Below are 14,987 nucleotides of genomic sequence, written 5' to 3' on the forward strand. Positions count from 1 at the left end.
AAAACCAAAACGCTCTAATTTGCGCGCTCTTTAGTTTTACTCGCTTGTACCTTTTCTTTCTGAAGGTTGTAAGTAACTGAAATTGTGAATTAATTTTTTTGTAATCTCATGTAATGTCCCAATTAAGGGCTTAGCTCTACACTGTTAAAGTTCATTGATAAGAATGATTAAATTTACAATTTGACAAAACAGGAGAGCACCATGGAAAAAATTACCACCTCGGGTAGCCAAGTAAAATCGAATATTGATGACTTAATTATTCCATTTGGCGGCGGTAACCCTTCACCTTATTCAATACCGCCAGTGGTTGTTTTTAGTCCTGCAGGGCCAAGAGACGATGATAACCCGCATAATGATGTACCAGTGATCACCTCAGTTACCAAAGACCACTTTGTTATCAAGTCGACCAACTGGGGCCTAAGCTATGTGATGAATTGGATAGCAATTGGAGAGTAATGCTATTTAACCTCAGCTTTGGATAAGCAAACTGTTTAACAGCGCAAACACTTATTTATTGGTTCAGCGAGGTTTGCGCGCCAAAGTAATTAAGGATGACTTATGTCTAACGTTTTTGAACACTTACCTCAACCACTGAATGGTATTAATTGGGAGCCCAGTCCTTCGGATTATAATAAGGTACCAGCACCACCAGAGTACGGTGATACTGACTTTGCCAATGAAGACTTTAAATATTTATGGGGCCCAGGAGATAGCACAACAAAAGGTAGGGACGACTTAAAACACATTGCTGATATGGGTTTTAACACAGTCAAAATGTATAACTGGAGTGTGCCCGCGCCATCAGGCTATTGGCAACGAGATCACAGCACCTTTTTGAGTTATGCAAAACAATGCGGGCTAAAAGTGATTGTGCCTATTAGCAACTACTTTACGGGCATGGCGTATAACATCAGAAAGAGCAATGGTAATGGCGGTGGCCCTAGTACGGGCTCGGGCACTAATAAAGTGACGGATACAACGCTCAAGCAGTGGATAACAGCGATAGTGACCGAGGTTTACGGCACTGACAAAGACCCAAGTCCTGTTGTAATGTGGGCAATAGGCAACGAGTTCGATAACTCTAATTTGGGGACATTTGGTTATTGTGAAGCACAGGATATTGCAAAAATTGCCAGCTATATTCAAGAGGCAGAGCAATCACTTGGTGTGCCTAGCGGGCAAACTTTGCCATTCAGTAGCCCTGTAACAACGGCTTTAACTCCCATCAACTCGTCCATCAGTGCGAAAGCGCCATACAATACCTTGATGGGGGGCTGTGCAACCCAAGCGTTGTTAACAGCATTCACAGCCGTGGGATTGAGCGATCGCTTTATTGCATCAATTAATTCTTATCAAACAGGCTCGCAGTTAAAAGACTATTACAAAGGCTTTGCGAAGGTTTTCTCTAGCTTAAAGTTTTACTATGGTGAACTGGGCTGGAGTGAAGGAATTGGCAGCGAAACCGAGCAAGCACAGAATGTGTACGACCAATTTAATACCACCATCCCTGAAGCGACAAGCTCAAGTTATTACTACGGCGCATGTTTGTTTGAGTTTTCTGACGAACTGTGGAAAGGGCCTGTTGGTAGCACAGAAACCAAGTTTGGTATTCAAACTTTTTCAACGGCAGCACCAACAAAGTTTGCAACTCAAGGCGATCACAGCCCAGTTTGGGGCGCAAAATACCCCATAGATAAATTTGTTAAACGCAAAGCTTACGCAAGCGTTGTAGCGGCATTGGCGAGCAAGCCCGATCCATCAAGCTAATCAATCTGGTTTAAAAGTTTTGCCAAGGAGCGATAAAAGCTTTACCAGGACGTTTAAAACCATGAGCAGCACATACCCATGTGCTGCTTTTTATTGCTGTAATGCACTGTAATCGATCCATAAAAACAGCTCGGTTACTATGTCTGGTTTGCTTTATTTTACGGCGAGTTTTCACTCGCAAGATTTACCTTTTATGTAAACGCAAAGTGAACTTTTTCCGTGTTTTTTGACGCAAATCACTATTAAATCTTTAAAACTTCATGCTAAGTTAAGGATGTTGTAATCGGCCAGTGAATATCACGAGCACTATAGTGCTTGAGTACTAGCATCTGTTGACAAGGGATATGCTTTAGCGCACCAGAGACATTTGCTTTACCTTCTTAGCAGCTTTTGTTTGTGTTGTGTACGTATCTTTTTAAAACTAAGGTATTTGTTTATTTTCAAAGCAATGGCTGGAACTTATATATGAAGTGAGTAAACGGGTATAAAAATAAATCAAGGTCCTGTGTAAATGATGTATTTAATTTCGATTATAGTTGGTTTGATAGCGGGAGTAGCTTTAGCTACTTTTATTTGCAGTCATACTTCAGCGGCGAGAACAAGAGCGTTTTGGGGGATTATTGGGGCTGCTGGTTTCTTATCTGGAGCTGGCTTTCTTACCGAACTTGATGAAACACTGACTTTTTTAAAGTTAAGTGAAAATATTAATTATTTGGTGTCTACCTTGTCAGTTATGATTGTTAGTTGCTATATAATGCTAAAATCAACGGTTCGAAGAGCTAATAAAATATTAAAGTACAGTGCTGGGATAACTAGCACTATTCTACACGATCCACCTATTAACTCTGTATATAAAAGCTATATTAAAGTTAAAGATGAACTTGATGATGAAGTCTTAAAAGAAAGAGAGAGGTCACTTAATGCTCTCGAATATAGATTAGATGAAAAGCATAATAGATTAAAGGAGAAGGAGCAGTACCTTTCTGATGTTAAAGAACAATTGAAGCTTACTAACGGTGATCACCCTGCCATAACTTTACCTCTGGGACAATCTATTTTAATAGATCAAGAGTTCTTAGAAGACATACCTGACTACTTTTCTAGAATAATCGCCTTTTTAGATAGCTCTAGTATGAAGTTTGAATTTTTGAGAAATGAATATAGTAACTCTTTGACAGAAGATGAGCATAAATATTTAATTTTGGACTCTTTAGAAATATTAGCTAGCGAGATCCAAAATAGGCTTTTTTCAGATCCTAGTGTGAGAGTACACTTTCGAGTCAATGACAAAGGTGAATATAAATGTATTGCATCCACACTATCATCCGAAAAGCCCTCCTCTGTTGTTAGCATACCGAAAAATGAAAAATCTATGATAACCGCGGCATGTGAACAAGATGGCTTTATAGTTAAAAGCATTAATCTAGAGTACCACTATTCAACGCCTAACACTAAAAATGGTACTTGGAATGATTACATGACAGCAGTTTTTAAAGATTATTTTAATAAATATGGAGAACCAATGCTAACCTTAGGGGTGTCGGTTCAAAGTGCGAGGAAGCATAAGAATTTTATGTATTTTCTTAGCCATATAAAATTCCATAAAATAGTATCCGAGTATTTAGATATTTTAAATCACGAGGTAGATTTGCGAGAATTTTTGAGCTCTTACTCTTTAGGTGAGTGATGCTTTTAAAATGTTAGTTAGATAATAGCCCAATCTCAATCCACAACCATCAGTGCTCTATACGTATCATACGCAAATTGGTCGGTCATGCCGCTTACAAAGTCTTGCAGAAGGCGGCAGCGGTAGTAAAACTCAAAAATGGGGTTTTGTTGTTGTTCGTCGCTTAGCGCTTTTACGGTTTGTTGGTATACCGCAACAAATTTGCCTGAGATGCGGTTGAGTAGGCGTACTTCTACTGGGTAGTCTTTGCTTTTGTTGATCACTTTTGCAAATTGTTCGGCGCTTAAATCCAGCAGGCGTTGGTATTCGCTTAAAATGCCTGAGGTGATCTTATAGCCTTGTAATTCAAGTTGCTCCACCTCTTTGTGATTAAATACATATTTAAAAGCTACGTTTTTAAGGGCTTGGGTTATAGCAAATTGGTAGCTGTTGTCTTCAAGTAAGGCTTGATTAAAACTGCCGTGGTAGACAGACTCTAAATTATCAACAAAGCGCTGTGTGGCGTGCTTCACTAGCGGGTGGGTTAAGCTTACGCGCAGCCAAATAAAAAATTCATTGTTAAAATTGGCCGCATTGGCACTGGCTTTATCAAATGCGTATTGGCATTTTTGTGCAATAAAGTCGGCATACGGCTGTTGGCATTCTGGCAATGCTTTAAGCTGGCTTTGATATTCCTCGTTTAACACTTCTCTTAGCTTTTCAACACTAATTAAGCCCTTTTCTACCGCGTCTTCAATATCGGCTAGGCAATAAGAAATATCATCGGCCGCCTCCATAATGTACGACACTGGGTGCCTGTGCCCTAGGGTTATGTGCAATTTGTCGCACAGCGTATGCACAAATGTTTGCTCGCTAAAATAGTACCCGACCTTTTTTTGTAAATAGCTCAGTGGTTGAGTTTTATTTGGTTTGGGGTCGGTGCCACAGCGGGTATATTTTAAAATGCTGGCTGTTTGGCAATAGGTGAGGTTTAAGCCGCACAAAGTATGCACAATGCGAATGGCTTGGGCGTTACCTTCAAAGTTACACACATCATACAAAAGCTTGTTGTCTAAAGCGCTCAGATTAGGCTGTTCATGTTGATAAAGCTGCGCCAGATTATCGGCGTAACTTGTGTGTTGTGACAAATAACGTTTAAACCAATCGTTAATTGCGGCCTCACCAAAATGGCCAAAGGCGGGGTTACCAATATCGTGCATTAGGCACGCCATTTCAACGAGGGTTTCGAGTGCAGCACCAAGCTCGGTGTGTAACTCGGGGGCCAACTGCCTGCGTTGTAGCTCTTTAGTAATCGATTGGGCAATAAAGCGGCCGTTTTGTTGAACTTCAAGGGAGTGGGTTAATCGCGAGCGCACTGCGGCATTGCGTTCAAGCGGAAATACTTGTGTTTTTTGTTGTAAACGACGCAAGGCTGCGTTGTTAATGATGCGTCCTCGGTCACTTTCAAGGCTACCTTGTAGCGTTTTCATGGGGTTATGAGGGCGCAGTAAATTAATTTTTGTATTGAAGTTCATACGCGAGCTTAAAAAATCATCGTTTTTGCATTGTATGGGTTATGTGGTGGCTTGTAAATTTTATGTGATTTAATGAGCTCCTGAAACAAGTTCAGGATGACGGTGGGAATGCATGGCTATGGTTAGATCCTGAAACAAGTTCAGGATGACGGTGGGAATGCATGGCTATGGTTATATCCTGAAACAACTTCAGGGTGCGCAGAGGGACGTTGTAACGTGCTGTAATTTACCTATTGAGACTTTAGGCACTATAGTTCACGGTGAAATACGTTATAAGGAAAGTATTATGTTACCGTCAAAGTTTAAAACACAGGCGTTGAGCTTAGTTATCGCTTCCACTGCGCTGTGCTTATTAGCACCAGCAGCCCACGCATACTCAAACGAAGTATGTAACCTTGAGCCAAGTTGGTTTGCAAGTCCAGTTCCTAACCCTAACGAAGGACCAAACAGTCCGTTTGCGTTTAAAGATGGCAAAGACAATTCAAGCAATTGCGACTTTCATCAATGGTCTTGGAATAAGTTTTTATATTTAACGCAGTCGGCTAAAGCGCCGGGCGGACTGTTTATGTTTGGCGAAGGTTTTTGGCAAGTTGATAACGCGTTAAAGCCTTACTTTGAGCCGTGGAACGACCTACTTAACCCAACCGGTTTAAAGCCTACCAAGCACCTAATTTTAGAAGACTTTAATCAGGCAGGACGTGGCGACCCTATTATTTACAGCAAATATGGCGGTAAGTCGGTTTACTTTTCAATTCATGTAAACGATACCTTTATGAAATCAGCCATGGCGCATCCAACAGCTGACCCTAAAGCCGAGTTTGCGGTGGGCTCTGTCGAGATGAAAGTAGCCTGGATTGATGTCGAAGATCTACAACAAGTATACAGAGGTGTTGATTTATCAAAGCAATTTTATATTCGCAAAGCTGTTTATAAAACCGACAACAAGTATAGCGACCCAACTGATGTGGCTATGATTGGTATGCATGTGGTGGGGGTAGTTGAAGATCATCCTGAGTTTATTTGGGCGACGTTTGAGCACAAGTTAACCGCGCCAGATTATTATAAATCGGGCATGGAATTTCAAAAAAGCGAGGAATATTTACAGCAAGATAAAGTGGTGAGTACGAGTGATAACTACCTGCTTTATAAAGGGGGCACTGAAGTGCAAAATGCCCACTTAAGCTATCCTGCAACTGAAAAACATACTAATTCTTTTCGTTTGTATCAATACGGCGTGCCCAATGGTTACCCATACACCAACAGCGCCGACCCAAGCCTAGGAGCACCGCAATCGCAGCAAGATCGTGATGTTGAAAACTACAAAAACATTGCGCGTTTAAATGGCGAAGTGACAACCAAATTGGCCCAATCTAACCCGGTATGGAGCAATTACTTTTACGCAGGCTCAGTTTGGCTAAGTACCTTAGGCTACAACTTTGATAACGGCATTAGCGGAGATATCGTTGGAAAAGACAGAAACGATAAATTACGTGGGTCTTTAGCGGTTGCCAATATGACCATGGAAACCTACACCCAAACATTCAGCAGCACCACGGGCACCAACCCGCAAATTAAGCCAGAAAACTGCTTTGCGTGCCATGGGACTAGTGAAGATCAGTCAACTATGCAAGTGAGCCACATTTATAATAACTACTTGCAGTGGGTAAAAACTGGTCAAAAATAGTTTTCTCCCAACAATTTAGTGGCACTGTTTCCCCAGCAGTGTCACTTTATTTATCTATTGTTACCTCTTTTCGTCATATCGTGTTGTTTCTTGTTCACTCTTATTTTGTTTTAGGGCCCAGTTGATGTTGGGAAGGTCCTGGCCTTCGTCAGGATGACAGGAGGGGTGAGTCTTAGCATTTATCGCGCAGGGTTATGTGCCGTTGCCTTGAACTTGTATTAGGGCCACGTTGATGTTGAGAAGATCCTGACCTTCGTCAGGATGACGGAGGGATGAGTCATAGCGTTCGTTAGAATGATGGAGGAGGATGGCAGCGGCTCAGCCATTTTTGTTATTCAATATATGACACTAATATGAAATGCTGATTTTTCATCTTTTGTTAATAAAAGTTTAATTTTTTATCTATAGTGTATTTACTCCAAAAAATACAAAGGATTAAAAATGAAAATGTCGTGCTTAACAAAATCAGTTGCTGCATTAGCAATACTTTCAACCTTTAATGCTGCTGCGCTTCCAAAGTGTGCAGATGCTACATGGATGGAGATTAACTATGCCAAACCACAACTGCCAGATAGTGGCTACCGCAACGGATTGAATCGCTTTATTACTTGGTTACCTAGCTTTCATATGATCCACGATGTGGTGGTCGCAACAGGCAACACCGCAACGCTTACGGCAAAGTTCGATTATGGGGCGGTGGCACATAAAGATTTAGAGTACGAAACAGTGAGATTTTATATTCGCGGTGAGCAAGACAGTCAGTGGCAGTTTTTATCAGAAAAAGTCACCAACAGTGACGGTAAAGCGTTTGTAACCATTCCGGCGTTACCTGCTGGGCAATACCGCATTTATGCGGGCGTACCTGCCGATGGTAGTGGCACAGAAGGATTTGTTACGGTAGTCGACCCAAATACTCCAGCGGTTTTATTTGATATTGATGGTACATTAACCTTGTCAGATGAAGAAGCCATTGGTGATTACTCCGGTATCGACCGAGCCGATGCGCGCGATGGCGCTTACAGCTTAGTACGTCGCTATATGGATTTAGGCTATCAGCCATTGTACTTAACCGCACGAGTGTATTGGTATGCCAAAGGCACCCGCAGCTGGCTAGACTGGCTTGGGCTACCAGAAGGGATCTTACGCACCACAATGAGTAACGAAACAAGCATGTACAGAACAGCTGAATATAAAATTGATCAAATTAACCGTTTTAAAGCACAAGGTTTAAACATTGTACGTGCTTATGGCAACGCTAAAACTGACGCTGAGGCCTTTATTAAAGCAGGTATTGGCAGTCAAAACAGCTTTACAATCGGGGAAGATGCAGGCCACTTTGGTACTACAGCTATTCTCAGTGATGGTTACTTTGATCACATTTCACAGTATGTGGATGATTTTTCGCAAGCACAGTGTGAATAAAGAGGTTTTTATATTTGGGTCTGTGGCAATGATGCTTACAGACCCAAAATACGCATTAAGAAGCAACAGTATTGGCTGGCCGCATTTTGGTTGCTTTGCTAAAAATGCGTTCTTTTAAGGTGATTTGCAGCATTGTGAACACCAGCACGGCTTGAATGCATACCGTTACCACCGAGATAGTCCACATTGTGGTAATCGTTAATGCCTGTTGACTTAAATAAAAAGCGGTTAATAAACAAAAAATACCAACTCGAACTGTTGTGCCGAGCAACGAAGGCAAAGTATTACCAAATGCTTGAAACATAGCCGATGCTGAAAAAACTAATCCCATAGGCACAAAATTCAAGCCAATAATGCTGATAAATATCGTGGCTGCACGGATCACCTCAGGGTCTTCACTAAAGGGGCTAAAGAATATTTCTGGCATCAAAATACAAGGCAATGAAATCAAGCCCATCAGTACCATGGTAAACAAGGTGGTTGTTTTGTATGTGACATAAACACGCTTGAGTTTGCCTGCGGCATAGTTTTGACCTGCAATTGCGGGGGCTGCAAAGGCTATCGCCATCACTGGTAAAAATAATGATTGCATAATTCTGCTGCCTAAACCAAAGCCCGCTTGCTCTGCTGAACCGAAATCAGACAAAGCCCAATAAATAACCGCCATATAAAAAAAGGTTAGCATAAGCTCGCTGCCTGCTGGCACACCTACCTTTAGCAATTGTTTTAGGGTAGGCCAGTGGTGTTTTAAATTAGTGATTTCAAGCTCTAAGGTATTATCATGAGTGCGTAAAAACTGAATTGCTAATGCCAGCGCGGTAAATGCGGAAATTGAACTTGCAAAGCCAGCACCACTGACCCCCATAGGAGCAATAACGCCTACACCGGTGATAAGTACAGGAGACATTATCGCATTGACTAGGACGGCAAACATTTGCATTGCCATAAAAGGTTTTACCAATCCGGCACCACGCATTGATGATGCAATCACTGTGAGCACAAATTGCACAGCGAGTGAGGGTAAAAACCAATAAAAATAGTCAAGACATGCTTTAAAGGTTGCTTCATCAGCTGCAATTGCTAAAAAGTACTTATCAGCAAAACCATAACCCAATGACAAACTAACCAAGGTGATCACAATGGCATAAAACATCGCGTGGCTATAAATCTTATTGGCTTGTGGCTTGTCTTTTCGACCAATTGCGTGGGCAACCAAGGTAGCGCAGCCTACATTTAATATTTGTGTTAGTGCCATGATAAAAAAGAACAAGTTACCTGCGGTGCTAACACCCGCAAGTGCAGCCCCTCCGATATGTCCGACAAAATATAAATCGATAATAAAATAAAGGGTTTGTAGGAGCATCCCCATCGCAATAGGCACTGCCATGTTCACAATGTGTTTATGAATTGGGCCTTTAGTTAAGTCTTGCATCTATATCCTTAGTAATAAACGAAGGCGATAATTGTATTGTCATTGATGTGTGCCCACATGATTCAAATTGCGCTTTAATGCTGGGCCAGAGTTTGTGCTTTGATAATATGCACGAGCTGGTGTAATTTTGCCAGAGTTTCACTTGTGGGCACTATTCCAAAGTTAACCCGTATACAGTTTTGGTACTCACTGGTTGTGGTAAAATCGCCACCACGGCGCACAAAGATGTGTTGTTGTGCGAGTAAATCGCTGAGCACAGCTGCATTGAGCTTGCCTAAGCTAAGCCAGATCACAAGTCCACCTGTCGGGATATAAGTTTGACAAGTTGCTGGTAAATCATGGGTTAAAACTTGGCTATAGGTTTTTAGCTGATTAACCAATTGGCGATTTACTTTTGCTATATGCTGCTGGTAGTAACCTTGTTGTATATATCGAGCTAGCGCCAATTGTGTTGGTAAGTTAACTCCTAATGTTCTTACTTTGCGTTGAGCAATGTATTGCTCATAGTATCTCCCGGGTAAACACCATCCTACTCGCAAGCCTGCAGCAAATGTTTTAGATACGCTTGAGCACCACAAAACCCACCCTGAACTGTCAAAATGTTTGATTGGCAAAGGGATAACAGGAGAGTGGCTCAACTCTCTAAATACATCATCTTCAATAATCGGGGTGCAATATTGCTCTGCCAATGCTGCCAGTTTTTGCTTTTGTACAGTACTTAAACTGTGACCTGTTGGGTTTTGATGATTAGCAGTAATAATGCACGCAGTTACGCGCTGCTTTTTAAGGGCGCGTTCCACTTGTTTAAGATCTAGCCCCTCGTTGGTACTTGGAATTTCTAATACCCGCCGGTCGAGCAGGTTTAACATATCCAAAAGACCCGAATAACAAGGAGAAGGTACTAAAATAGTATCGCCTTTGTTACTGACCGTCTCAAGCGCGAGTAACACCGCATCTAGGCAGCCGTTGGTGATCACAAGTTGTTCAGGATGGGTTGTAAATCCTTGTTTGACGAAATGCGCACACAATGCGTGTCTGAGTTTTGATTCACCACGTAAGTCCGCATAGCCAAACGTTAGCGATGGATCTTTGCCTATATACTGCCAGCACTTTTGAAAGCCTGCTTTATCAACTAGCTGCTCGTCTAACTCTGCTGTGGCAAATGATTGGCTAGGAATTAAAAAGTCGCTGTTGCTATTTTGTGGTTGTGTCGGTGTGGCGGTAAAGCTTGGAAAGTGATACTGACCGTTAGTGTGATAAGGCCGTGTAACAAAGTATCCTTGCTTGGGTTTAGCTACCGCGTAGCCATGTTGCTCTAAGTACCTATAACAATTTAAGGCCGTGGTCATACTTACTTGCTGTAATTGCATAAAAACACGCAGCGATGGCAGCGCATCACCCATGGCGTATTGTTCACCAAGTATGTCATCAATGATGGTATTCGCTAAACGCTGATAGGTGGGAGTTGCACTCATCTGTTATCTAAATTTTTTAAAAATCTGTATCTGTTATCTAATTTCATTAAGCATACACTAAAGCGTAACCGTTCACCATTTTGAGGCGACTATGCAGTTTAATCTTCAGAACAACCAAAAAATCTTAAAATCGCTAGGTTATTTTTTTGAAAAATTTCATCAGCAACTCGACACTTTATCTGTCGCAAGTAAGCAAACTCATCTACCCGACATAGTACTATCAGCGCATACCCGCTCTTTAGATGCATTAAATCAGGTGATTGAAGAGCACTTAAGTGAGCACATTTCAGGCAGTAATGGACCAAGGTACTGGGGCTTTGTGACGGGTGGCGCAAACCCCATTGCTACTTACGCAGATTGGCTTGTGACAACTTACAATCAAAATGTCAGTAAGGGGGGCGATTCGATAGCATCAAGTTTTGAGCGTCAAGCCATTGATTGGCTGCTATCTCTGTTTTCCTTGCCAAAGGAGTTTAATGGGTTGTTTACGACAGGTGCAACGTCAGCTAACCTACTCGGTGCTTTTGTGGCAAGGCAATTCGCCGGTGGTCAACAAGGTATCGATGTTGCCAAGCAAGGGATGTATGCACTCGATGTACAAGTGTTTAGTGCCTGTCCTCATGCCAGTATGATAAAAAGTTTAGGATTGGCTGGATTTGGTCAAAATAATTGGCAACCGATAGCGTGTTTAGCCAATAGTGAAGCAATGGATGTCGATGCCTTAAGTGAAGCACTCAAGTGCAGTAAGGCCAAAAGTAAGATTGTACTTGCCAGTGCAGCAACCGTAACAGGGACTGATTACGATGACTTAATGCGAGTCAGTGAGTTGTGCAAAACACATAATGCTTGGTTACACGTTGATGCTGCATTTGGTGTTTTTGAGCGGTTAATAAATGGCCCAACAGGTAAAACACGTGGCCTAGAGCTTGCTGATAGCATTACGTTAGATTGCCATAAATGGCTTAATGTACCGTACGATTGTGGGGTGTTTTTGACTCGTCATCATGACTTGCTCAAACAAACATGCCATGTTGGTGCCGCTTATTTAGCACAAAGCGACGAGTTTGACGATTACATGTCATTAGGTATTGAGAATTCGCGCCGATTTAGAGCTTTTCCGGTTTGGTGCACTTTATTTGCCTACGGTCAATCAGGTATTCGAGCTGCGATTGAGCGTAATATTGCTCAGGCAAAGGCATTTGCCAAGTGGCTACAGAGCAGTCCTTATTACGATTTACTCAAACCGTGTGAATTAAATGTGGTGGTGTTTGCACCCAGTGCTCAACACCCGATTTCATCATCAGCAGAATGTTTAAAAGCGATAAATAACAGCGGCGAAATTTTTGTGACTCCGGGTCAATGGCAAAATAAAGCAACTATGCGTGCTGCGTTTAGCAATTGGTCAACGCAAATGAGTGATGTAGAACGAGGGATAGCAGTGCTTGCAAAGATAAGTCAGGTATAAACCTCCTATTTTATGCGCCGCCAGAGGTTTGCCTTGCACGTATTCAATGATAAGTTTGTTGTATCTTACGGTTGTCGGTTGTGTATCTTTGGCTAAAAAACGCTTTCGGACATTAGTTTATTGCATCATCGCGCTTATCTTGTTGATGTCGGTTGTTATTTCAAGTGGTGTGCTTGAGCATGTTCAATCGATGCCGCATCAAATTGATAACGAATCGACGGAATTGCTAGCTACATTAGATCACCTCCCAGATGTTGCTGTGCCATCACCGAGCTTAGATACCAAAAGCCAGCCCCCAGTTGTTGAGCGTTACTGTGATATGAATGGATTTATACAAAACCAGCAGCAGCGCTCAAAACAACTCCTCGCGATGCTGAGCCCTGAGTTTAAGCATATACAACATGTGTTTAGTGCTAATAATGGGCCTGCTGTAGTGTTGTCGTTATATTACACCGACCTCAAAGAGTTAACGCTCGATTTGATAATCGAGCGTTTGAGTTTGGTGCATGGTGTTTACTCAAAGTTTTTACCGACGAGCCAAAACAAGTCAGTAACGCTTAATTTAGTGGTTTTATCTGACCGCACTCAGTATGAAGACTATACCTCTCGTTATGGTTTTGACCCAAGAACTAGTCAAGGGGTGTTTTTTCATGGCAGCAACTCAGCGTTTGTAGAGTATAAAAACGACCAACAGGTAATAAAAACCGCAGTTCACGAAGCGGTGCATGCGATGAATTTACGATTGATTGGACTAACACCAAGGTGGCTTAATGAGGGGATGGCTCAACTACTTTCTGGAATAGATATACAAAATGGGGCACTTACCTTTGATGTAAAAAAAGCATATTTATCGGCTGAACCGCACGATATTTATGGCTTGCTTGCGTCGGAATCTCAATGGGAAAGCATAGATACCGATAAGCTATATTACAGCGGCTGGTCGTGGCTTAGCTTTTTGATGGGAACCGAGCTAGGAGTTAACACCATGACCCAGTTGCTAAGACGAGAAAGTACCAATCCATGTGATGTGTTATCCAGTGATGCAACTTATCAGATACTTCAAAACGCTTATCCTACATTTGAACAAGCTTTTTATGATTGGAGGCAAGCGCTTAATAGCCGCTCTCACTAAGCTTTGTGTATCAGGAAAATGCCTTTTTGCCAGCAATCTCTGTTGGCAAAAAGGCGCCTCTGGGGAAGAGGAATGACTATAGCTTAGCCAAAATTTGCTTTGCGGTAGTTCTTGTTAAGCAAGCGGCCATGGGCGATTGCTTAAATTTTTTGCGGCTTACTTGTTGAATGTCACTACTGTGCTGTAGTTTGTCGTCTACCACCTTGACTCGGCATTCAATGCCATTTTCTAATTCGCTGTAATGTAGTTCAACACGCTGCGCTTTGAAGATCACATGCTTATAAGGGTAACCTTCAGTGGTATTTATTTGCGCCACGGGGAGGGTATTTGCATAGGATATGGTGGTAAATAAAGCACCTAGTAATGTCGCTAAAGTTTTCATGATGTACTCTCTGTTGCCTTGTTGGAATGTCTTAACTATTGAACTTTTTTTGACAGCAGACAAACGATAAAAACTTCCCTATACTTAAGTTTTTCTTAATTGTGTTTGAGTGGGATATGAATTTTCCTCCGCTAAAAAGCCTGTTGTATTTTAAGCATGCAGCCCAGCTAGGTAGCTTTAAACAAGCCGCTGAACATTTATTTGTGACACAAGCGGCAATTAGTCAACAAATAAGAGCATTGGAAGCTCACCTTGGTTGCGACTTATTTATCAGAGAAACACGTAAAGTAAAACTAACGCGTCAAGGGGAGCAACTATTGCCCCATGTGTTGGGCGCCTTTAATCAATTTGAAACGGGCATAAACGCGCTCAAGCAGGACCCTTCGCCAAATACTTTAAACTTGTCGGTATTACCCTCTTTTGCGGCATGTTGGTTACTACCAAAAATCGATGATTTTCAAAAAAAGCATAGCGATATCAAGCTGCGTATTGACCCAAACGATAGGCTTGTTAATTTTGAGCAAGGCGAGGCAGACTTAGGGATCAGGTTTGGACAAGGCAATTATCAGGATGTATACAGTGAATTGCTAGGTGGCGACCAAATGCTATTGGTTTATAAGCAGGGAATGTTAGATGAAAACAAGCCCCTCAAAGCGCAATTACTTGCTCATCAGCTGATCATGGATGTATGTCCTGATGCCCAACGGGCTTGGCAATTACTATTTGACGACTTGCGGATTAAAGCTGCGCAACAGCCTCGCTTTTTAGAGATTGATAATGCAGCGCTGGTGGTACAAGCTGTATTATCAGGGCAAGGGGTCGGTATGTTGCGTCGTAGACTCATTGAGCCCCAACTAAAACATCGACAACTAGAAATGTGGTCAGGCTTTGAGTTATTGTGTGATTATAAATATTATTTGGTTGGCCCTGAAAGTCACTTTTCTTGGCCCAAAGTGGGCGCGTTTAAAAGTTGGCTACAATCGCATTTTTGCTAAGCCATGTGGCCAACTTTAAAAGCACATAATAC

At 42.0% G+C, this 14,987-nt stretch carries 12 protein-coding genes; 8 read left to right on the top strand and 4 right to left on the bottom strand.

Annotated features, from left to right (window positions below; genetic code table 11):
- Positions 1 to 201 precede the first annotated feature (201 nt).
- The 3 genes from HG263_RS05770 (at position 202) to HG263_RS05780 (ending at position 3,454) form a co-directional block, all read left to right on the top strand.
- Positions 202 to 456 (top strand): hypothetical protein, encoded by a 255-nt coding sequence (locus tag HG263_RS05770; protein WP_171625127.1) that lies wholly within the window; start codon positions 202 to 204, stop codon positions 454 to 456.
- Positions 457 to 558: 102 nt separating this feature from the next.
- Positions 559 to 1,767: a cellulase family glycosylhydrolase gene (locus HG263_RS05775; RefSeq protein ID WP_171625128.1), complete on the top strand. Its 1,209-nt coding sequence runs from the start codon at positions 559 to 561 to the stop codon at positions 1,765 to 1,767.
- Positions 1,768 to 2,278: 511 nt separating this feature from the next.
- Positions 2,279 to 3,454 (top strand): hypothetical protein, encoded by a 1,176-nt coding sequence (locus HG263_RS05780; protein ID WP_171625129.1) that lies wholly within the window; start codon positions 2,279 to 2,281, stop codon positions 3,452 to 3,454.
- A 35-nt stretch (positions 3,455 to 3,489) separates the two neighbouring features.
- Here HG263_RS05780 and dgt read toward each other — a convergent pair whose 3' ends face one another.
- Positions 3,490 to 4,968: a dGTPase gene (dgt, locus tag HG263_RS05785; RefSeq protein ID WP_171625130.1), complete on the bottom strand. Its 1,479-nt coding sequence runs from the start codon at positions 4,966 to 4,968 to the stop codon at positions 3,490 to 3,492.
- Between the two features lie 286 nt (positions 4,969 to 5,254).
- Here dgt and HG263_RS05790 point away from each other — a divergent pair, with 286 nt between their 5' ends.
- Both HG263_RS05790 and HG263_RS05795 read left to right on the top strand, forming a co-directional pair.
- Positions 5,255 to 6,652, top strand: coding sequence for a hypothetical protein (locus HG263_RS05790; protein WP_171625131.1), 1,398 nt, complete (start codon positions 5,255 to 5,257; stop codon positions 6,650 to 6,652).
- Positions 6,653 to 7,093: 441 nt separating this feature from the next.
- Positions 7,094 to 8,074 carry an LNS2 domain-containing protein gene (locus HG263_RS05795; RefSeq protein ID WP_171625132.1) on the top strand — a complete coding sequence of 327 codons (981 nt, stop codon included), beginning with the start codon at positions 7,094 to 7,096 and terminating at the stop codon, positions 8,072 to 8,074.
- 55 nt (positions 8,075 to 8,129) lie between these two features.
- Here the strand turns inward: HG263_RS05795 and HG263_RS05800 are convergent, their stop codons facing one another.
- Entirely contained in the window at positions 8,130 to 9,506 is a 1,377-nt protein-coding gene (locus HG263_RS05800; protein WP_171625133.1) for an MATE family efflux transporter, read from the bottom strand.
- A 74-nt stretch (positions 9,507 to 9,580) separates the two neighbouring features.
- Entirely contained in the window at positions 9,581 to 10,981 is a 1,401-nt protein-coding gene (locus tag HG263_RS05805) for an aminotransferase-like domain-containing protein (protein WP_171625134.1), read from the bottom strand.
- A 91-nt stretch (positions 10,982 to 11,072) separates the two neighbouring features.
- Here HG263_RS05805 and HG263_RS05810 point away from each other — a divergent pair, with 91 nt between their 5' ends.
- Positions 11,073 to 12,446: a pyridoxal phosphate-dependent decarboxylase family protein gene (locus tag HG263_RS05810; protein WP_171625135.1), complete on the top strand. Its 1,374-nt coding sequence runs from the start codon at positions 11,073 to 11,075 to the stop codon at positions 12,444 to 12,446.
- Between the two features lie 46 nt (positions 12,447 to 12,492).
- Positions 12,493 to 13,578 carry a hypothetical protein gene (locus tag HG263_RS05815; RefSeq protein WP_171625136.1) on the top strand — a complete coding sequence of 362 codons (1,086 nt, stop codon included), beginning with the start codon at positions 12,493 to 12,495 and terminating at the stop codon, positions 13,576 to 13,578.
- A 76-nt stretch (positions 13,579 to 13,654) separates the two neighbouring features.
- Here HG263_RS05815 and HG263_RS05820 read toward each other — a convergent pair whose 3' ends face one another.
- Positions 13,655 to 13,960, bottom strand: coding sequence for a hypothetical protein (locus tag HG263_RS05820; protein ID WP_171625137.1), 306 nt, complete (start codon positions 13,958 to 13,960; stop codon positions 13,655 to 13,657).
- Between the two features lie 116 nt (positions 13,961 to 14,076).
- On the opposite strand from HG263_RS05820, the gene HG263_RS05825 reads away from it, so the two are divergent.
- Positions 14,077 to 14,955 (top strand): LysR substrate-binding domain-containing protein, encoded by an 879-nt coding sequence (locus tag HG263_RS05825; RefSeq protein ID WP_171625138.1) that lies wholly within the window; start codon positions 14,077 to 14,079, stop codon positions 14,953 to 14,955.
- Positions 14,956 to 14,987: the final 32 nt, after the last annotated feature.

Origin of the sequence: Pseudoalteromonas caenipelagi (genome assembly GCF_013140855.1) — a bacterium.
Classification (GTDB): domain Bacteria; phylum Pseudomonadota; class Gammaproteobacteria; order Enterobacterales; family Alteromonadaceae; genus Pseudoalteromonas; species Pseudoalteromonas caenipelagi.

Coding starts and splice junctions, on each gene's coding strand:
- HG263_RS05770 (WP_171625127.1), top strand. CDS start 202: ATGGAAAAAATTACCACCTCGGGTAGCCAAGTAAAATCGAATATTGAT.
- HG263_RS05775 (WP_171625128.1), top strand. CDS start 559: ATGTCTAACGTTTTTGAACACTTACCTCAACCACTGAATGGTATTAAT.
- HG263_RS05780 (WP_171625129.1), top strand. CDS start 2,279: ATGATGTATTTAATTTCGATTATAGTTGGTTTGATAGCGGGAGTAGCT.
- dgt (WP_171625130.1), bottom strand. CDS start 4,968: ATGAACTTCAATACAAAAATTAATTTACTGCGCCCTCATAACCCCATG.
- HG263_RS05790 (WP_171625131.1), top strand. CDS start 5,255: ATGTTACCGTCAAAGTTTAAAACACAGGCGTTGAGCTTAGTTATCGCT.
- HG263_RS05795 (WP_171625132.1), top strand. CDS start 7,094: ATGAAAATGTCGTGCTTAACAAAATCAGTTGCTGCATTAGCAATACTT.
- HG263_RS05800 (WP_171625133.1), bottom strand. CDS start 9,506: ATGCAAGACTTAACTAAAGGCCCAATTCATAAACACATTGTGAACATG.
- HG263_RS05805 (WP_171625134.1), bottom strand. CDS start 10,981: ATGAGTGCAACTCCCACCTATCAGCGTTTAGCGAATACCATCATTGAT.
- HG263_RS05810 (WP_171625135.1), top strand. CDS start 11,073: ATGCAGTTTAATCTTCAGAACAACCAAAAAATCTTAAAATCGCTAGGT.
- HG263_RS05815 (WP_171625136.1), top strand. CDS start 12,493: ATGATAAGTTTGTTGTATCTTACGGTTGTCGGTTGTGTATCTTTGGCT.
- HG263_RS05820 (WP_171625137.1), bottom strand. CDS start 13,960: ATGAAAACTTTAGCGACATTACTAGGTGCTTTATTTACCACCATATCC.
- HG263_RS05825 (WP_171625138.1), top strand. CDS start 14,077: ATGAATTTTCCTCCGCTAAAAAGCCTGTTGTATTTTAAGCATGCAGCC.